The sequence below is a fragment of the Janthinobacterium sp. GW821-FHT03C10 genome (genome assembly GCF_059420865.1).
Map to the genome: position 1 here is coordinate 38,854 of NZ_JBWKUN010000005.1, position 19,472 is coordinate 58,325.

The following is a 19,472-nucleotide window of genomic DNA, read 5'->3' on the forward strand; positions in this document are numbered from 1 at the left end:
GACTATCTTTGAGGTTTACCATGCAACACACACCACGCCTGAGCGCGCTGTCGCTCGCCCTTGCCAGCCTGTTTACCGTTTCCGCCCATGCCGCCGAGCCTGCCGAAGCCAGCACCGATGCCGCCCCGCCGGAAATGCAAAAGGTCGAAGTCACCTCCGCCCACTTGAAAAGCGCGCGCATCGCGCTGTCGCCGAAAATCGGCACCACCATCTACAGCATCGACAGCCATATGGTCGACATGCTGGGCCAGGGCGACAACACGCCGTTCAATGAAGTGCTGCTGCGCCTGCCGGGCGTGTCGCAGGATTCGAAGGGTTCCGGCGCCCTGCACGTGCGCGACGACCATGCCAACGTGCAATACCGCATCAACGGCGTGCAACTGCCCGAAAGCATCAGCGGCTTCGGCCAGTCGATCGACACGCGATTGATCGACAAGACGGATTTCATGACGGGCGCCTTGCCGGCCCAGTTCGGCCTGCGCACGGCCGGCATCGTCGATATTGAAACGAAGGAGGGCGGACTGACGCCGGGCGGGCGCATCGGTATCATGGTCGGCAGCCACGACCATGTGGAGCCGAGTGCCGAATTTTTCGGCAGCATGGGCAAGTTCAATTACTACCTGTCCGGCAGCTATCTCGGCAATGCACTGGGCGTGGAAAACCCGCAAGCCACGCGCAGCGCCCTGCACGACAAGACGCGCCAGAACAAATCGTTCGGCAGCCTGTCGTATTTCCTCGATGACAACACGCGTCTGGGCGCCATGTTCGGCACGTACAACGGCCGCTTCCAGATCCCGAACAACCCGGACCAGGCACCGGCATTCAGCTTGGCCGGCCATAGCGACGCGCAGGCGGGCACGGCCAGCATTCCTTCATCGCAGCTGAATGAAAACCAGCGCGAAGTGAACCGTTTTCTCGTGCTGTCGCTGCAAAAAAGCTTGGGCGACGTGAATTACCAGGTGTCGGCCTTCCACCAGTATTCGGAACTGCACTTCACGCCCGACGCCATCGGCGACCTGATCTACAACGGCGTGGCCTCCGATTCGCGCCGCGCGAACAGCGCTTCCGGCGCCCAGTTCGACATCAGCTACAAATGGCACCAGGACCACACCGTGCGCGCGGGACTGGCCTACACGCGCCAGAAGACGACCAGCGACAACACGGTGGCCGTCTTCCCCGCGCTGGACGGCGTGCAAACCTCCACCACGCCGGTCAGCATTCTGGACAACAGCGGCAAGACGGGCACCCTGGCCAGTGTCTACCTGCAGGATGAATGGCATATCAGCAAGCCTTTGACCCTGAACTACGGCGCCCGCTTCGACAAGGTCTCGGCCTACACGAACGAGCAGCAATGGAGCCCGCGCGTCAACCTGGCCTACCAGATCGCGCCGGGCACGGCCCTGCACGCCGGCTATTCGCGCTACTTCACGCCGCCGCCGCAGGAACTGGCGGCGCAGGCCAGCATCGACCTGTATGCGAACACGACGAATGCGCCGGAAATCGGCCAGTCCGACAACGTCAAGTCCGAGCGCACGCACTACTATGACGTGGGCATCAGCCACCAGGTCAATTCAAAACTGACCGTGACGGCCGATGTGTACTATAAAAAGATCAACAACCTGCTCGACGAAGGCCAGTTCGGCCAAGCGCTAATCCTGACGCCGTTCAACTATGCGGACGGCTACGCAAAGGGCCTGGAACTGTCCGCCATCTACAGCGAGAAAAACTGGGGCCTGTTCCTCAACGCCAGCACGCAAAAGGCGCAGGGCCGCAACATCAATTCGGGGCAAGCCCTGTTTGGCGCCGATGAGTTGAACTACATCAGCTCCCACTATGTCTACCTCGATCATGACCAGAAATACACGCTGTCGGGAGGTGGCCATTATCACTTCGGCGATTCGCAAGTGAGCGCTGACTTCCTCTACGGCAGCGGCCTGCGCATGACGCCGGACGGCGGCGCACCGAATTCCGGCCATTTGCCCAGTTACTTCACCGTCAACACGGCGCTCACGCACACGTGGAAGAACACGCCGGTGGGCAAGGTGGAAGGACGGCTGGCCCTGATCAACCTGTTCGACAAGTCGTATTTGCTGCGCGACGGTTCCGGCGTGGGCGTGGGAGCACCGCAGTATGGCGCCCGCCGCAGCATCTACGCAGGCCTGTCCACCAGTTTTTAACACCTGACAGTACCTACTGCGCGGCGTGGGGCGCGGCCTCCGATGCTCACTGTGCTAAAGCACAGCTGCGCTTCTCGGCCACGCCGCACATCCGCTCGCTACGGTTCTGTCCAGGTGTTGTAAGTCGCGCGAAGACAGCGGCAGGGAGCAACGCCTGCCGCTGTCGGTTGCCGTACTGTGTCTTGACTTATCCCCAATTGATGGGTGCCTGGCCATGCGCCTGCAGATACGCATTCGCCAGGCTGAACGGCTTACTGCCAAAGAAACCTTTGCTGGCCGACAAGGGAGATGGATGCGGCGCCGTCAGCACCAGGTGCTTGCCGGGGTCGATCAGGCTGCGCTTGGCTTGCGCATAGCCGCCCCACAGGAGGAACACGAGGTGTTCGCGCTCGGCCGACAGGTGGCGGATGGCGCTGTCCGTCAGCTTTTCCCATCCCTTGGCCGCGTGCGAGCCGGCCGCCCCGGCGCGCACCGTCAGCACGCTGTTGAGCAAGAACACGCCTTGCTGCGCCCAATCGGACAAATCCGTGCGCGTGCGCATCACGCCCACGTCGCTCTGTAATTCCTTGAAGATATTCTGCAGGCTAGGCTGCGGCGGCGTGCCTTCGGGAATCGAAAAGCACAGTCCCATGGCGGCGCCCGGCGTGTGATACGGGTCTTGCCCCAAGATCACGACTTTGACTTGCTCGAACGGCGTCAGGTCGAAGGCGCGAAAAATGGTTTTACCCGGCGGAAAACACGGCCCCGCCGCGTACTCTTCCTTCACGAAGGCGGCCAGGCGCTCCCAGTAGGGCTGGGCAAACTCCCCCTCCAGCCGCGCCTTCCACGATGCGTCGATGCGTACGTCCATGGCTCCCCCGTCAATCATGTTTTTAAAACATCATTAATCAGTATAGCCGCGTCACGTTCGTTACCGCGTTACGGTACGGCTGGGCAATGCCTATTTGTCATCATAGTGATAACGGCAGGCCGCCACGTAGATGCAGCCCGCGTCGGGCAGATACACAAGCCGGTGCTGGCGGTCGATGCGGCGCGACCAAAAGCCCGTCAGGTCGCCTTTCAGCGGTTCCGGCTTGCCCGTGCCCTTGAACGGATCGGCCAGGCATTCATCGAGCAAGTCATTGATTTTTTGCAGGATTTTCAGGTCGCGCTCTTGCCAGAACAGATAATCTTCCCAGGCATGATCGGTCCAGGCCAGCACGGCGGCGCGCGCCTGCTGCTTGTTTTCAGTCTTCCGGTTTTTCATGCCGCGCCAATGCTCGTGGCTGCGCCTTGCCCGCCTTGATCTGCGCCACGGACGCCATCAGGCGGCTGGCATTCTTTGCCGTGCCCAGCAAATACAGGGTTTCCTCGATGCTGTTGTAGTCCGACAAGGACAGCATCACCACATGCTCGCCATTCACGCGCGTGATCACCGTAGGCGTATGGTCGTTGCAGACGTCGTCCATCACGCTTTTCAGGCCCGCGCGCGCCTCGCTGAAAGTCAGGATATTCATGCCGTGCCACCGCTCCATGGAAAGTACATGCCAATAATTGTACAGGATGTTGTACATCACTTCAATCAGGCAAAAAAAAGCCGCCAGCGCTATCGCGGGCGGCTTTGATCTGGCGCAAGGTGCTTAGAAATTCAGCGCCGATTCCACGCCGGCGCTGTGCGCCTGTTCATCCGCGTGGTACGAGCTGCGCACCATGGCGCCCACGGCGGCGTGGGTGAAGCCCATTTTATAGGCTTCTTCCTCGAACATTTTAAACACGTCCGGGTGCACGTAGCGGCGCACGGGCAGGTGGCTGTTCGATGGCGCCAGGTATTGGCCGATGGTCAGCATGTCGATGTCGTGCTCGCGCATGTCGCGCATGACTTGCAGGATTTCCTCGTCCGTCTCGCCCAGGCCCACCATGATGCCGGACTTGGTCTTCACGTCCGGGTACATGGCCTTGAAGTCCTTCAGCAGCTTCAGCGAGTGCATGTAGTCGGAACCGGGACGGGCTTCCTTGTACAGGCGCGGTGCCGTTTCCAGGTTGTGGTTCATGACGTCAGGCAAGCCATCCTTGAACAGATTCAACGCTTTTTCCAGGCGGCCACGGAAGTCGGGTACCAGCACTTCGATGCGGGTGTTCGGCGACAGGGCGCGCGTTTGCTGGATGCACTCGACGAAATGGCCGGCGCCGCCGTCGCGCAAGTCATCGCGGTCGACGGAGGTGATGACGACGTAGTTCAGGCGCAGCTTGGCGATGGTTTTCGACAGGTTGGCCGGCTCTTCCTTGTCCAGCGGGTCCGGGCGGCCGTGGCCCACGTCGCAGAACGGGCAGCGGCGCGTGCACTTGTCGCCCATGATCATGAAGGTGGCCGTGCCCTTGCCGAAGCACTCGCCGATGTTCGGGCAGCTGGCTTCCTCGCACACGGTCACGAGCTTGTTTTCGCGCAGGATGTCCTTGATTTCATAGAAACGGGTCGAAGCCGAAGCGGCCTTGACGCGGATCCAGTCCGGCTTTTTCAGGCGCTCGATCTGCTCGATCGGGACGATCTTGATCGGGATGCGCGAAGTCTTGCTGGCGCCTTTTTGCTTTTCACTCGGGTTGTAGGCGGGAGCGGCGGGGGCGGTGCTGGAAATGGTCTCAGAAGTCATGGCTGCAAGCCCTTGACGGGCATGTTGGTTTGTTTGCTCAGGCATCCGCTGCCTGAGGCGCGCCTGCGGCGCTGTTTACTTCGCTTACATCGAGTAATACGGTCAATTCATGGGCCAGGGCCCGCTGCACCTCGGCCAGCGGCGCCGCGACGCCCATGCTGCGCATGTCCACCGTCTTCAGGCCGGAATAGCCGCAAGGGTTAATCCAGGAAAACGGCGCCAGGTCCATCGCCACGTTGAGAGATACGCCATGGTAGGTGCAGCCGTTGCCGCGCACTTTCAATCCCAGCGCGGCGATCTTCGCACCCTTGTCTGGCCCGCCGGCGATATAGATGCCGGGCGCGCCATCGATGCGCTCGCCAGCGAGATTATACGCCGCCAGCACGTTGATGATGGCTTGCTCGATTTTATGCACGAACTGGCGCGCATACAGCTTGCCGCCCGGCTTGTTGCGGCGCAAGTCCATCAGCAGGTAAATCACCACCTGGCCGGGGCCGTGGAAGGTGACTTCGCCGCCCCGGTCCGTCTGCACCACGGGCACACTCTCGGCGCCGGCCAGCAGATGGCCGCGGTCGGCCGCCAGGCCCAAAGTAAATACGGGCGGATGCTCGACGATCCACAGTTCGTCGCGCGTGTCGGTCGTGCGCGCGTCGGTAAAGGCGCGCATGGCGGCAAAGGTCGGCTCGTAATCGACGCGGCCCAGCTCGCGGATCAGCGCCGTTTCGGTGCGGGTGGTGGTCATGACAGATTCTGTAATCAGCTGCCGGCGCCCTGCGGACGCTGCGGCGAAGCCGTGATTATAAGCCAGGCCGCCGTTTCATTCAGCCAAGGGCGCCGGCAACAGCAACAATCTGCCCATTTTTTGTGCAGCGTGGCGCACCTGGGCCAGGCTCAGCGCCGTGTAACCGAGCAGCACGGCAGGCGCCAGCCTGGCGCTGTGGCAAAAATCGCCGAGCGGCTGCAACGCCAGGCCCTCCTGCGCCGCGCGCGCGCAAAACGCCCGTTCGTCGCCATCGGGCGGCAGCCACAGCACGCAATGAAAACCCGCCTGCTGGCCGGAAATCGTGTAGCGCCCGGGGGCAAGCTGCTCGAGGCAAGCCAGCAGCAGGTCGCGCCGCTCCTTGTAGGCCAGCCGCGCCTGCCGCAGATGGCGCACGAAGGCGCCTTCCTCCATCCAGGCGGCCAGCGCCAGCTGTTCCGTCACGCCCACGGACCGGCCCGTCAACTGCACGATGCGCAGCAGCTGCGGGCGCAGGGCGGGCGGCAGCACCATGAAGCCCACGCGCAGGCCGGCAAACAGGGTCTTGTTAAAACTGCCGCAATAAATCACGCGCTGGTACTGGTCCAGCGCCTTCAGGGCCGCCAGCGGCGCGCTGTGGTAATTGAATTCGCTGTCGTAATCGTCTTCCACCACCCAGGCGCCGCTGTCGTTCGCCCATTCCAGCAGCGCCAGGCGGCGCGTGACGGACATGGTCACGCCCAGCGGCGACTGGTGCGCCGGCGTCACGTAGGCGAGGCAGGCGTCCGTCTGCGCGGCCAGCGCGGCGCAATCGATGCCCTCGGCGTCGACGGCAATATCCACCGGCACGGCGCCGGCCAGGGCAAACAGGGCGCGCGCGGCCGGGTAGCCCGGTTCTTCCAGGCACACCTTGTCGCCAGCGCGCACGATGCCGCGCGCCAGCAAGTCGATCGCGTGGCGGATGCCGGTGGTGACGACAATGTCATGCGGATCGCAGCGGATGCCGCGGTACTTGGCGAGGAAATCGGCAATCTGCTGGCGCAGTTCGGGCAAGCCGGCCGGATCGGCGCTGCACAGCTGCTCCGGCGTGGCGGCCGCCAGCGCCCGCGTGGCGCACTTGGACCAGGCGGCCATGGGAAACAGGCTGGCGTCGGCGCGCCGCGCCACGAAGGGCAAGCCGTCGCGCACGCCCGTGTCCGGGGCGGGCGCGGGCACGCTGGCCGGCGCGGCCGGGGTGGTTTCTGCAAATCCTGCCATCAAAAAACGCTCCGGCACCACGGCGCACACGCGCGTGCCGGAACCGGGCACGCGCGTCACGTACGCTTCCGCGTGCAGGCGGTCGAACACGGTTTCGATGGTGCCGCGCGACAACTCCCACCGTTCCGCCAGGGTGCGGCTCGATGGCAGCCGGCTGCCCGCCGGCAGCATCTTCGTCAGGATGGCCGAGCGCAGCGCTTCATACGCGCCATCCTGCTTGTTGACGCCTGCCTTGTCGAGCCAGCTGGTGGGGCGAGGCAAGTCCAGGGCGTGTGGTGATTTTCCTCGCGGCATGATAATCGTCCAAGTGGTCCAATGCGTTTTCTGATGAGTGGCACTTCGCATTACACCACAACCATCCTATTCTCACCGTTCCGGTGCGCCAGCGGGGCGCACGTTTGCAAGGATCGTATAAAACAATGCAGAAACACATCGCTGTATGGGCCTGGGGCGGCATCGTGCTGCTGCTGGTCTGCCTGTCGCGCATCAGCATCGACATCTATCTCCCTTCGCTGCCGGCCATGGCCGATGCCCTGCATGCCAGCGATGCCCAGTTGCAACTGACCCTGAGCCTGTTCATGGCCGGCTCGGCCGCCTCGATGCTCGCTTGCGGGCCGCTGGCCGACCGCTACGGACGCCGGCCCGTGCTGCTGGCCGGCACGGGCATTTTTGTGCTCGCCAGCATCGTCTGCACCGTGACTTCCGACGTGCACGTGCTGATCGCCGCGCGCGTGCTGCAGGCGTTCGGCGGCTGCAGCGGCACCATCATCGGCCGGGTCATGGTGCGCGACCGCTTCGATCCCGCCACGCAGGCGCGCATGCTGGGGCAAATCTCGATGGTGATGGGCCTGTCGCCGATCCTGGCGCCGCTGGCCGGCAGCGTGCTCGACGCGGCGTTCGGCTGGCGCGCCGTGTTTGGCGTGCTGTGCCTGCTGGGTGCGCTGTCGCTGTGGCTGATCGCCGCATACGTGCCGGAAACCAAACCGGCCGACGTCGTGCTGCAAGGCAATACCCTGGCCCTGTACCGCCGCCTGCTGGGCGACAGATATTTCCTGCGCTATGCGCTGGCCATCGGTTGTGTGTATTGTACGTATTTCCCCTTCATCGCGGAATCGTCCGTGCTGCTGCAAAGGGGCATGCACCTGTCGCCTGGCGCGTATGCGCTGGTGTTCGGGCTGACGGTAAGCGGCTATATCGCGGGGTCGAGCCTGTTCCGCGCGCTGGGACCGCGCCTGGGCGCCGATCACATGCTGGGCGTGGCGGTGCTGCTGAATGTGGCGGGGGCGGCCAGCCTGTTGCTGGCGGGTACGTTGGCGCCGCAGCACGTGGCGTCGCTGGTGGCGCCCATGCTGCTGGTGATGGTGTCGGTGGGCATGGCGATTCCCGCCTGCCAGCTGGCCGTGCTGCAGCCGTATGGCGCCCAGGCGGGCAGCGCCTCGGGCCTGTTCTTCTTCGTGCAGATGGCGATCACGGCCGCCTGCGGCGCCGTCATCGCCGCCATCACGGACGGCAGCGAAAAACCGCTGCTGTGGGTGACGGCGGCGGCCAGTGGCGCCTTTGCCGCCGTCTGGCTGCTCACGAAGAGCCGGGCCAGCGTGGCGGCAGCCAGCCTTACATGACGATCTTCACCATCGGGTGGCCCGACAGCGCCGTGTACAGGGCGTCGAGCTGTTCGCGGCTGATGGCGCGCACGGTGACGGTCAGGCCCGTGTAATTGCCCTTGCCCGATGGACGCTCTTCCATGCGGCCCGCGTGGAAGGTGGGATCGTGGCTGATGACCAGCTCGAGCATGGTCGGCGCGAAATCGACATGCGTCGGGCCCATGATCTTGATGGGAAAGTCGCTCGGATATTCGATCAGCGATTCGCTGGGAGGAATCGTCACTTCGGTCGGTGGGGTCGTTTGCATGGGAAATCCAATCAGTGCCGGTCAGAACAGGCAGCGCTTATCGCGCGGCGGCTGCATAAAGACGTATTGTAGCCAACTTTGGGGGCGGATGCGCCCGCCGCCATGACGCCGGCCTGGCGCAAAAAAAAGCCAGCTGGGTAAGCTGGCGGAAAACTATTTCGTTTAGACAAAATAGCCGGAAAAGTCGTGCTGTCACTTGGAGGATAAGCAGTGGTCGTACTGTAAGCAAAATACGGCGGCTTTGCCTCCGGCATGTGACGAACTGCGCATTTTGCGGCTTGAACGTCGATACGGCGCGACAGACGGGCGCGCCGCCGCTCTCAGCGCTCCACTTCCTGCATCCGGCCATTGCGGCCGGGACCGCCGCGCTCGTTGTTGCGCTCATTGTTGCGTTCACGGGGCGGATTGGCGCGCTCGGCGCTGCGCGCCTCCTGGGGCGGACGGGCTGCAGGGGCCGGCATTGGCGGCGGCGCTGGGCGCGGCTGTGCCACGGGCGGCGGGGCGGGCAAAGATGGCGGCGGCGCCGTCTGCAGCACTTCGCGGCGGGGGCCACGTTCGGCGCGGGGCCAATCGGCGCGGGGCCGCTCCTCGCCACGCCAGCCGGGACGGGCCACATGGTCTTGCACCGGGGGCAAGGCCGGCATCGCGGGCATCACGGGCTGGGCCGGCACGGGCGGCTGTTGCGGCTGCGCCGGCACGGGCGGCCGGTTGGGCTGCATGGGACGGGGCGCCAGGTGCGTCTGGCCATCGTCCGTCTGCAGGCGGCCAGGGCGGTTGACCCAATCGCGCCGGGACTCCCGGTCGCCGCGCGGCGCCTCAACGGGACGCTGCCAGTTGCCCGCCGGCGCAGGCGCCGTGCTCAACGGCAAGCTTTGCATGACGGGCGGCGGCATGGTGGTGCGGTTGCGGCGCGGCACGTCGACCGTGCGCGCGCCGCCAAAACGCTCGCCCGGCAGCATGCTCATGCCGGCGCGGCGTTCGCGCTCACCCATGATCGGGCGGCGGCCCTCGGCGACGCGGTTGATGCGGCGCTCATAGTCCGCGCTGGCGCGGTAGCCGGGCACATAGCGGTCGTGCGGCGACAGGGGGAACCAGCCGACACCGGGCCCCGGCCGCTGGCCGTGCTGCTGCCAGTGGTTGCCGCCGACCCAGCCCACCACGGCCGGCGCCCAAGGCGCGCGCACGCGCTCGCGGCCCGGCGCCCAGCCCCAGCGGTGGCCCAGCAGCACCCAGCGGCCGTAGTGCGAGGGCGCGTAGCCCCACGGCGCATTGTCGACCCAGGTCCAGCCCCAAGGCGCGATCCACGTCCAGCGCCCGTCGCTGTACGGTGCCCAGCCGGCCGGCACCGCGCTGGGCAGCCACAGGGGGCCGTACTCCGCATCGTCCTGCCAGGCGCCGTAGCGGTCCAGCTCTTCGTAGCCGGTGGTATCGTCCGTGACATAGCGCAAGGCCGGCGCGGCGGCGGGCAAGGCTTCGGGCCAGTTGTCAAACGCCACGCGCTGCACGGCGCCCGTGCGCAATTCCTCATCCGTCAGCTCGGCGCGCTTGCCGGCACGCAAGGTGACGCTGCCCGTCGCGCCATCCACGTCGGCCGCGCCGTCGAGCACGCTGACGACGCTGGTGCCGGGTTGGCGTCCCGCCTCGATGCGCACCCAGCCCGGCTGGGTCAGGCTCATGCGGGCCTGGGCCGTGGTCAGCTCGAAGCCGCGCAGCGCATCGGGATTGCGCACGCGCACGCTGACCGTGCCATGGCCGAGGTGCAGCTTGAAACTGTCGTCATCGAGTTCGCTCACTTCCAGCTCGGAATCGCCATCGAGGCGCACGGCGGCGGCGCCCACGCGAAATTCCGCCAGCGCGCCGCGCAGGGTAGTCAAGCGGTTATCCGTCGTGACGGGCCAGTTCAAGAGGGCGTTTTGCGCGTCGCCATCGCCGGCGCGCACCAGCACCTGCCCTTCGACGGTGGAAATGCGGCCCACGCGGGCGGGCGGGTCCTGCGCCAGGGCGAAGGCGCACGCCGACGACAGCAGCACGGCGCACACGGCGTTCAGGAGGGGGAAAGACAGGGTAGGACGCATGGCAGCGCTCCAGGCAGGACTTACAAGGAAGACATATTACCGATTACATCCGCATCGTGCCGGCATCGCAAGCGGGCTTACAAATGTTTGCATCTTGGTTTGCATATTGCCTTGGCTCAGGATGCCGCCTGGCTGCCGCGCTTGACGAAGAACAGGGCCGCGCCGACGGCCATCAGCAAGCCGCCAAAGAAGCGGTTCTGCTTTTTCACGGCGCGCGCGTCGCGGAAAAAGCGCTGCATCGACGAGGCTAAAAAGGCGTAGCTGTGCATGACGATCTGATCGATCGTGCACATGGTGACGGCCAGGATCAGCAGCTGCGGCAGCAGCGGCGCTGCCGGGCTGATAAATTGCGGCAATACCGCCACCATGAAAATGATGCCTTTCGGATTCGTCACATTGGTCAGAAAGCCCGTCAGCACGCGCCGGCCCATGGAAGGCACCACGGCGTCCGCATGCAGGTCGCCCGTGACGGCCACCTTGGCGCGCCATTGCGACAGGCCCAGGTAGATCAGGTACAAGGCGCCCACCGTCTTGACGATATTGAACGCCACTTCGGAGGCCAGCAGCAGCGAACCCACGCCGGCGCCGGCGATGCCCAGCACCACCAGCAGCCCCAGCTGCAGGCCCAGAATCGTCGCGCTGGCCTTTCTGACCCCGTACGACAGGCCATGCGACATCGACAGCACGGCGCCCGATCCCGGCGAGACGGCAATGATGGTGGCGGCGAAGACAAAGGCGATCCAGGTGGCGAAGTGCATGCGGTTTCCCAAAAAAATGGTGGCAAGAGGCAATTTTAACCCGGTCAGTGCGGCCTTGCCGGCCCGCCCTGGGGTAAGATCGCAGTCACGCCTTACCGACGCCATCCCTTGCCGTACAACCAAGAACAACACCATGAAAAATAACACTTTCCTCGCTCCACAATTTCCTGCCGCCACCGTGGGAGCGCGCTGAGATGGCCGGCTCCAGCCTGTTGGCCCTGCTCGACGACATCGCCAGCATCCTCGATGACGTTTCCCTGATGACCAAAGTGGCCGCCAAGAAGACGGCCGGCGTGCTCGGCGACGACCTGGCCCTGAACGCGCAGCAAGTGGCCGGCGTGCGCGCCGAGCGCGAACTGCCCGTCGTCTGGGCCGTCGCCGTCGGTTCGCTGAAGAACAAGGCCATCCTCGTGCCCGCCGCGCTGGCCATCAGCGCGTTTGCGCCGTGGGCCATCACGCCCCTCTTGATGGTGGGCGGCGCCTACCTGTGCTTCGAGGGTTTCGAAAAGATCGCCCACAAATACCTGCACCCGGACGACAGCCACAAGGCCGAGCTGGCGCAGGCGCTGCGCGACCCGCAGGTCGACCTGGTGGCGCTGGAAAAGGACAAGATCAAGGGCGCCATCCGCACCGATTTCATTTTGTCGGCGGAGATCATCGTCATCGCGCTGGGCACGGTGGCCGCGGCCACCTTCGCCGAGCAGGTGGCCGTCGTCGTCGGCATCGCCCTCCTCATGACGGTGGGTGTGTATGGCCTGGTGGCCGGCATCGTCAAGCTCGATGACGCGGGCTTTTATTTGTCCGCGCGCAAGGGCGCGGGCGCGCTGATGGACGGCGTGCGCGGCTTTGGCCGCATGCTCGTGTCGGCGGCGCCGAAACTGATGAAATTCCTGTCCGTCGTGGGCACCCTGGCCATGTTCATGGTCGGCGGCGGCATCCTGACGCACGGCTGGCCGTGGGCCAGCGCCATGCTGCACCATGCGGAAGAGGCCGTCGGCGGCGTGGCCGGCATCGGCCCCGTGCTGGCGGCCGTCACGCCCAGCCTGATCAACGCGGTGGCCGGCCTGATCGCCGGCGGCCTGGTGCTGGCCGGCGTCACCGCCGTGTCGGCTTTGTTGCGCATGATCAAGCCCAGCAAATAAACTTTCTGGTCTGATGGGGCGGCAGGCGCATCCGTGCCTGCCGCCCCGGCCATGCCGGCGGCGCCCGCTGCCCATGGAGACCCTATGCATGCTTCCCCCGCCCCACGCCCCAGCAGCGCCTTCATCGGCGCGTCCTGGGCGGCATTGCTGATCGGCATCGTCACTTACCTGTCCGGCCTGTGGAACGCCAGCATGGCCCTCAACGAGAAGGGCTATTATTTTACGATCCTCATGTACGGCCTGTTCGCCGCCATCTCGCTGCAAAAGTCCGTGCGCGACCGCGCGGAAGGCATCGCCGTGACGGGCATGTATTTCGGCCTGTGCTGGATTTCCGTCCTGCTGGCCTTGCTGCTGCTGACGGTCGGCCTGTGGAATGCCACCCTGCAAAACAGCGAAAAAGGTTTCTATGCCATGGCGTTTTTACTCAGCCTGTTCGCCGCCGTGGCCGTGCAAAAGAACGTGCGCGACGTGGCCCGCGCCACGCCGCTCGCGCCGGTGGACGTGCCGGGAACTTAAACGCCACCGCCCCGTCTATCTCCGTATCCATGTCGGGAGGGGATGATGGGCGACCAGCAGAAACGTTTGCAGATGGCACTGGAGGCGGCGCACATGGCGATCTGGGATTCGCGCATCGTCGATGGCCAGGTCATCGACGGCACGGTCAGCTGGTCGGCCAAGGGCGCTGCCTTGCTGGGCCTGGAAGAACGCCCGCTGACGCAGCCGTTCCGCGCCTTTCTCGACTGCGTGCACGCCGGCGACCGCGACAAGGTGATCAAAGTGCTGCAGGACGGCGTGCGCCGGCGCGAAGGCTACGCCCTGCAATACCGCGTCGTCTGGCCCGACGGCAGCGAACACTGGCTGGCGGCCAAGGCGCAAGTGTTCATGGATGACGCCGGGCATCCCGAACGCACCCTGGGCATCATCTGGGATATCACCGAGCACATGGCGCGCGAGCTGATGATCGCCGAGCGCAAGGAACTGGCCGAAGTGACGCTCAGCTCCATCGGCGACGGCGTCATCACCACCGATCCGCAGGGCAAGACGCGCTACCTGAACCGGGTGGCCGAACAGTTGACGGGCTGGAGCAGCGACATGGCGCGGGGCATGGACATCGGCCAGACCATGCCGCTGGCCGACGAACGCACGGGCGAAGCGCTCGAGCACGTGGCCATGCGCTGCCTGCAACAGCGCCAGGCCATCGGCATTTCCCCCCGCTCGCAACTGGTCACGCGCGAAGGCCGGCGCATCGCCATCGAGGAGTCGGCCGCGCCGATCTGGTCGCGCGACGGCGAGATCCTCGGCGCCGTCGTCGTGTTTCGCGACGTCAGCCACGAACGCAAGCTGAGCCAGCAGCTGTCGTGGCAAGCCACGCACGACGCCCTGACGGGCCTGATCAACCGGCGCGAATTCGAGCACCTGGTGGCCGGTGCCCTGCACACGGCCAAGCAGGACGGCCACACGCATGCGCTGCTGTACCTGGACCTGGATCAGTTCAAGGTCATCAACGACACCTGCGGCCACGGCGCCGGCGACGTGCTGCTGCAGCTGCTGGCGAAGATGCTGCAGGGCCGCATGCGCGACAGCGACATCCTGGCGCGCCTGGGCGGCGACGAACTGGGCGTGCTGCTGCCGCACTGTCCGCTCGAGCACGCGCGCCAGATCGGCGAACAGCTGCGCCAATCCATCCGCGAATTCCGCTTCGCCTGGGATGAACGCAGCTTCGAGCTGGGCGTGAGCATCGGCATCGTGGAAATCAACCAGGACAGCAAATCCATGAGCGAGCTGCTGAGCGCCGCCGACCAGGCCTGCTACCTGGCCAAGGAGCAGGGCCGCAACCGCCTGCACGTGTATCAGGAGTCCGACGTCATGCTGGCGCAGCGGCATGGCGAAATGCTGTGGATTTCACGCCTGAACGAAGCGTTCACGCACGAATATTTCCGCCTGTACGCCATGCCCATCGTGCACCTGCGCGACAATCCGGAACACCACGACGAAGTGCTGATCCGCATCCGCAACAGCAAGGGCGACCTGATCCTGCCCGGCGCCTTCATCCCGGCCGCCGAACGCTACGACATGATGCTGTCCATCGACCGCTGGGTCATCCGCGCCGTCTGCGCGCATATCCAGAGCGTGCGCGACAGCCTGCCGCCGCTCGAGGCGCTGGCCGAAAGCCGGCGCCGCGCACCGGCCCTGTATTCCGTCAACCTGTCGGGCATGTCGCTGGCCGACACGGGCTTGCACGACTACATCACCGAGCAGTTCGTGCAATTCGCGATTGCGCCCGAGCAAATCTGCTTTGAGATCACGGAAACGGCCGTCATCGCCAACCTGCCCAAGGCGCAAGTGTTCATGCGCCAGCTCAAGGCCATGGGCTGCCGCTTCTCGCTCGACGACTTCGGCAGCGGCTTTTCCTCGTTCGGCTACCTGAAGGCCCTGCCCGTCGACTATCTGAAGATCGACGGCGTCTTCGTGCGCGACATCGCCACCAATGCCATCAACCGCGCCATGGTCAAGGCCATCAATGAAGTGGGCCACGTGATGGGCCTGCAAACGGTGGCCGAATACGTGGAAGACGACGCCACCCTGGCCATCATCCGCGAACTGGGCATCGACTACGCGCAAGGCTACGCCGTGGGCAGCCTGCGGCCCCTGACGGCGGGCGTGGATTAGCCGCCGCCGGCAACCAGTACCTTTAAAACAATGCCGCATTGCTATCGCTAAATGCGTACAAGCACGACCAATCTGGAGGATTTTGATCTACATCAATAAATTTGCGCAGGCGACTCCTTACACTGATCTCCATTCTTGCAATCGTGCAAGTCTTACTCACCAATTGCTCATTTAACCGATCAGGAAGCCGCGACCATGCGACAAAATTTGCCAGTGACTAACCGTGAAGTCCTCGTCCAGGACGACCAGGCCATCGTGTCGAAAACGGATATGAACGGCAATATCGTCTACGTGAATCCGTACTTCAGCCAGGTCAGCGGCTTCAGCGAGGCAGAACTGCTCGGTTCACCGCAAAACATCGTGCGCCACCCGGACATGCCGGCCGAAGCGTTTGCCGACCTGTGGGCCTCGATCCAGGCCGGCACGCCGTGGACGGGCCTGGTCAAGAACCGCTGCAAGAACGGCGATTTCTACTGGGTGCGCGCCAACGTCACGCCCATCCGCGAAGCGGGCAAGACCATCGGCTACATGTCGGTACGCGTGAAGGCCGACAAGGACCAGGTCAAGGCGGCCGAGGAAGCCTACGCGGCCATCCGCAACAAGGAAGGCGGCAACATCGTCATCAAGCACGGGCAGATCGTGCGCCCGGGCCTGGCGCACCTGCTGCACAACCTGACGCACATGTCGCTCAACCTGCGCATCTGGGCCGCCACCTCCATCGTCAACTGCCTGCAACTGCTGGTGTGCGTCATCAGCCTGTTCGCCAGCGGCGGCAAGATCACCAATTACGCCATCTTCGGCGCCACCCTGTTCGGCTTCCTGATCAACGTTTTCCTCTGGTACACCTTGCGCATGTCCGTGCTCAAGCCGCTGGGCAAGGCCCTGAACGGCGCGCGGGCGATTGCCGCCGGCGACCTGTCGGGCAGTTTTGAAACGGACAGCACGGATGAAATGGGCCAGCTGCTGCGCGCGCTGCAACAGATGAACAGCAACCTGATCGCCACCATCCGCGACGTGCGCATCAACGTGGAAACCATGGCCGTGGCCACCAAGCAGATCGCCGTCGGCAATATGGACCTGTCGGGCCGCACGGAATCGCAGGCGGCCAGCCTGGAAGAGACGGCCTCGAGCATCGAGGAATTCTCGTCGACCGTGAAACAGAACGCGGACAACTCGGTGCAGGCGAATGAGCTGGCCGTGGCCGCCTCGAAAGTGGCCGTGCAGGGCGGCGAGATCGTTTCCGAAGTCATCACCACCATGGACGACATCAATACCTCGTCGAAGAAGATCGTCGACATCATCGGCCTGATCGAAGGCATCGCCTTCCAGACCAACATCCTGGCCCTGAACGCGGCCGTGGAAGCGGCGCGCGCCGGCGAGCAGGGCAGGGGCTTTGCCGTGGTGGCGGGCGAAGTGCGCAACCTGGCGCAGCGCTCGTCCGTGGCGGCCAAGGACATCAAGCAGCTGATCGAAATTTCCGTCGGCAAGGTGGGCGCCGGCATGCTGCAGGTGAACCGCGCGGGCGCCACCATGGAGCAGGTGGTCAGCTCCGTCAAGCAGGTGACGGCCATCATGCAGGAAATTTCCATCGCCTCGCGCGAACAGAGCATCGGCGTCGACCAGGTCAACCAGGCCATCGCCCACATGGACCAGGTGACGCAGCAGAACGCGGCCCTGGTGGAAGAAGCCGCCGCGGCCGCCACGCGCCTGGCGGAAGAAGCAGCCAGCCTGTCGCAAGCCGTGAGCCTGTTCAATTTCGGCAAGATGCCGCCCCCGCGCCGCGTCGCCATGCCCGGCGGCAAATCGGGTGCCGCGAACGCCGGCAAACCCGCCATGAAACGCCTGGCCGCCTAAACCTTTCAAGACATACAAACACATCATGCCTACACTCCTCAGCAGTGCTTCCGCCGACTTGGACGCCGTCGTCGAATTCGACCCGGTCATCATCGGCAAGATGAGCCAGTCCGGCCCCCGCTACACGTCGTACCCGACGGCCGACCGTTTCAATGCCGACTTCGGCTACGGCAATTTCCTCGAAGCGCTGGCCGCGCTGCGCATGCGCGGCGGCCGCCGTCCGCTGTCGCTGTATGTGCACGTGCCGTTCTGCGACACCCTGTGCTACTACTGCGCCTGCAACAAGATCATCACGAAAGACCGCAGCAAGGCCGCCACCTACCTCAGCTACCTGAAGCAGGAAATCGCCATGCAGGGCAAGCTGTTTGCCGGCATGAACCAGATCGAGCAATTGCACTTCGGCGGCGGCACGCCCACCTACCTGAGCGAAAAGCAGATGGACGAACTGATGGCGCACCTGCGCCAGCATTTCGAGTTCGCCTCCGATGAAGACGGCGAATATTCGATCGAGATCGACCCGCGCACCGTGTCGCGCGAACGCGTATTTTCGCTGCGCGCGCAAGGTTTCAACCGCATCAGCCTGGGCGTGCAGGATTTCGACGCCGACGTGCAAAAGGCCGTCAACCGCATCCAGCCGGAAGCGGAAACGGTGGCCATCATGCAGGCGGCGCGCGACGCCGGCTTCCGCTCGATCAGCATCGACCTGATCTACGGCCTGCCCAAGCAAAGCCTGGAGACGATGACGGAAACCCTGCGCAAGGTGATCAACGCCAGCCCCGACCGCATCGCCCTGTACCACTACGCGCACATGCCGCACCTGTTCAAGCCGCAGCGCCGCATCCTTGACGCCGACATGCCCGACAGCGCCACCAAGCTGGCCATGCTGGGCCTGTGCATCGCGCGCCTGACGGCCGCCGGCTACGTCTACATCGGCATGGACCATTTCGCCAAGCCGACGGACGACCTTGCCGTGGCGCAGCGCCAGGGCCGCTTGCACCGCAATTTCCAGGGATACTCGACGCGCGCGGAAGCGGACCTGATCGCCTGCGGCGTGTCGGCCATCAGTTCCGTCGGCGCCGTCTACAGCCAGAATGAAAAGACGCTGGACGCCTACTACGAAAAGCTCGACGAAGGCGTGCTGCCGATCGCGCGCGGCATCAAGCTCGATACGGACGATTTATTGCGCCGCATCATCATCCAGATGCTGATGTGCAATTTCGAATTGTCGATCGCCACCATCGAGCAGGCGCATCCCGTGAAATTCCGCAGCTATTTCGCCGCCGAGCTGGAAAAGCTGCGCGAACTGGCGCGCGACGGCTTGCTCGTCATCGAGGAAGACTGGCTGACGGTGACGCCGAAAGGGCGCTTGCTGATCCGCAATATCTGCATGGTCTTCGACCGCTACCTGACCCTGGCGCGCGCCAACGCCACGCCGGACGCGGTGCAGCCGCTGCGCTACTCGAAAACGGTGTAACGCCGCCCGATGAACGCCCTCAGCCTCGTGCCCATGTTCCTGGTCGGCCTGGCCGGCAGCGTGCACTGCATCGGCATGTGCGGCGGCATCGTGGGCGCCCTGTCGATCAGCGGCGGCGGCGCAGCGGCGGCGCCGGCCCGCCCGGTGATCGCCATCGCCGTGGCGCGCCCGGCATTGCAGACAACCGTGCAAGCCAATGTGCTGCGCGTGCTGGCCTACAACGGCGGGCGCATAGGCAGCTACATGCTGGCCGGCGCCCTGGCCGGCAGCCTGGCGGGCGCGGGCATGCTGCACATGGCGTCCCTGCAAGTGGCCGGCTACTGGCTGGCCAACCTGATGCTGGTGGCTTTGGGCCTGTACCTGATGGATGCCTGGCGCGGCCTGGCCCGCCTGGAAGCGGCGGGAAATGTCGTCTGGCGCCGCGTGCGCCCCCTGCTGAAACCGCTGATGCCGATGGATACCCCTCTAAAGGCGCTGGCCGTGGGCGGCCTGTGGGGCTGGGTGCCGTGCGGCATGGTTTACAGCGCCCTGCTGACGGCCATGATGCAAGGCTCGGCCCTGAGCGGCGCGGCCGCCATGGCCGCCTTCGGCCTGGGCACCCTGCCCACCCTGCTGGGCATGGGACTGCTGGGCACGCGCCTGCGCGCACAGATGCAGCGCCGTCCCGTGCGCATCGCCAGCGGCGTGCTGGTGCTGGGCTTTGGCCTGCTGGGCCTGCTGCGCGCCGCGAATGGCGTGTCGCTGGGCTGGCTCGACGCCCTGTGCGTCACGGGCCATCCATGAAAAGACGC

17 protein-coding genes are annotated in these 19,472 nt (G+C 64.9%); 8 read left to right on the forward strand and 9 right to left on the reverse strand.

Going from position 1 to position 19,472, the window contains the following annotated elements:
* Positions 1–20 precede the first annotated feature (20 nt).
* Positions 21–2,177, forward strand: coding sequence for a TonB-dependent receptor (locus tag AC07VH_RS17270; protein WP_494787654.1), 2,157 nt, complete (start codon positions 21–23; stop codon positions 2,175–2,177).
* Positions 2,178–2,364: 187 nt separating this feature from the next.
* Here AC07VH_RS17270 and ung read toward each other — a convergent pair whose 3' ends face one another.
* The 6 genes from ung to pdxR all read right to left on the reverse strand — a co-directional run bounded on the left by ung (position 2,365) and on the right by pdxR (position 7,094).
* On the reverse strand, positions 2,365–3,027 hold the full coding sequence (gene ung, locus AC07VH_RS17275; RefSeq protein WP_494787653.1) for a uracil-DNA glycosylase: 663 nt from the start codon (positions 3,025–3,027) through the stop codon (positions 2,365–2,367).
* Positions 3,028–3,117: 90 nt separating this feature from the next.
* Complete coding sequence (locus AC07VH_RS17280; RefSeq protein WP_070288956.1) at positions 3,118–3,423, reverse strand: Txe/YoeB family addiction module toxin; 306 nt, start codon at positions 3,421–3,423, stop codon at positions 3,118–3,120.
* Entirely contained in the window at positions 3,404–3,673 is a 270-nt protein-coding gene (locus tag AC07VH_RS17285) for a type II toxin-antitoxin system Phd/YefM family antitoxin (protein ID WP_070223351.1), read from the reverse strand. Before AC07VH_RS17285 ends, AC07VH_RS17280 begins: the two co-directional genes overlap by 20 nt.
* A 123-nt stretch (positions 3,674–3,796) precedes the next feature.
* Positions 3,797–4,804, reverse strand: coding sequence for a lipoyl synthase (gene lipA, locus AC07VH_RS17290; protein ID WP_326459871.1), 1,008 nt, complete (start codon positions 4,802–4,804; stop codon positions 3,797–3,799).
* A 37-nt stretch (positions 4,805–4,841) separates the two neighbouring features.
* Positions 4,842–5,546, reverse strand: coding sequence for a lipoyl(octanoyl) transferase LipB (lipB, locus tag AC07VH_RS17295; RefSeq protein WP_494787652.1), 705 nt, complete (start codon positions 5,544–5,546; stop codon positions 4,842–4,844).
* 75 nt (positions 5,547–5,621) lie between these two features.
* Positions 5,622–7,094: a MocR-like pyridoxine biosynthesis transcription factor PdxR gene (gene pdxR, locus AC07VH_RS17300; RefSeq protein WP_494787651.1), complete on the reverse strand. Its 1,473-nt coding sequence runs from the start codon at positions 7,092–7,094 to the stop codon at positions 5,622–5,624.
* A 125-nt stretch (positions 7,095–7,219) separates the two neighbouring features.
* Between pdxR and AC07VH_RS17305 the strand changes: the two genes are divergently transcribed.
* On the forward strand, positions 7,220–8,419 hold the full coding sequence (locus AC07VH_RS17305) for a multidrug effflux MFS transporter (protein ID WP_475417233.1): 1,200 nt from the start codon (positions 7,220–7,222) through the stop codon (positions 8,417–8,419).
* On the opposite strand, the gene AC07VH_RS17310 is transcribed toward AC07VH_RS17305, so the two are convergent.
* The 3 genes from AC07VH_RS17310 to AC07VH_RS17320 all read right to left on the reverse strand — a co-directional run bounded on the left by AC07VH_RS17310 (position 8,412) and on the right by AC07VH_RS17320 (position 11,541).
* Positions 8,412–8,708 carry a DUF493 family protein gene (locus AC07VH_RS17310; RefSeq protein WP_034752493.1) on the reverse strand — a complete coding sequence of 99 codons (297 nt, stop codon included), beginning with the start codon at positions 8,706–8,708 and terminating at the stop codon, positions 8,412–8,414. The genes AC07VH_RS17305 and AC07VH_RS17310 overlap by 8 nt on opposite strands.
* A gap of 320 nt (positions 8,709–9,028) precedes the next feature.
* Entirely contained in the window at positions 9,029–10,783 is a 1,755-nt protein-coding gene (locus AC07VH_RS17315; RefSeq protein WP_494787650.1) for a DUF6600 domain-containing protein, read from the reverse strand.
* Positions 10,784–10,899: 116 nt separating this feature from the next.
* Complete coding sequence (locus tag AC07VH_RS17320) at positions 10,900–11,541, reverse strand: LysE family transporter (protein WP_489629357.1); 642 nt, start codon at positions 11,539–11,541, stop codon at positions 10,900–10,902.
* A 194-nt stretch (positions 11,542–11,735) separates the two neighbouring features.
* Here AC07VH_RS17320 and AC07VH_RS17325 point away from each other — a divergent pair, with 194 nt between their 5' ends.
* From AC07VH_RS17325 to AC07VH_RS17350, 6 genes are all read left to right on the forward strand, one after another.
* Entirely contained in the window at positions 11,736–12,683 is a 948-nt protein-coding gene (locus AC07VH_RS17325) for a DUF808 domain-containing protein (protein ID WP_475417236.1), read from the forward strand.
* Between the two features lie 84 nt (positions 12,684–12,767).
* Positions 12,768–13,199 (forward strand): inner membrane protein YiaA, encoded by a 432-nt coding sequence (gene yiaA, locus AC07VH_RS17330; RefSeq protein ID WP_494787649.1) that lies wholly within the window; start codon positions 12,768–12,770, stop codon positions 13,197–13,199.
* 72 nt (positions 13,200–13,271) lie between these two features.
* Complete coding sequence (locus AC07VH_RS17335) at positions 13,272–15,353, forward strand: EAL domain-containing protein (protein ID WP_494787687.1); 2,082 nt, start codon at positions 13,272–13,274, stop codon at positions 15,351–15,353.
* A gap of 195 nt (positions 15,354–15,548) precedes the next feature.
* Entirely contained in the window at positions 15,549–17,207 is a 1,659-nt protein-coding gene (locus AC07VH_RS17340) for a methyl-accepting chemotaxis protein (protein ID WP_475417239.1), read from the forward strand.
* A gap of 25 nt (positions 17,208–17,232) precedes the next feature.
* Entirely contained in the window at positions 17,233–18,681 is a 1,449-nt protein-coding gene (hemN, locus tag AC07VH_RS17345) for an oxygen-independent coproporphyrinogen III oxidase (protein WP_475417240.1), read from the forward strand.
* A 9-nt stretch (positions 18,682–18,690) separates the two neighbouring features.
* Entirely contained in the window at positions 18,691–19,464 is a 774-nt protein-coding gene (locus tag AC07VH_RS17350) for a sulfite exporter TauE/SafE family protein (protein ID WP_475417241.1), read from the forward strand.
* Positions 19,465–19,472: the final 8 nt, after the last annotated feature.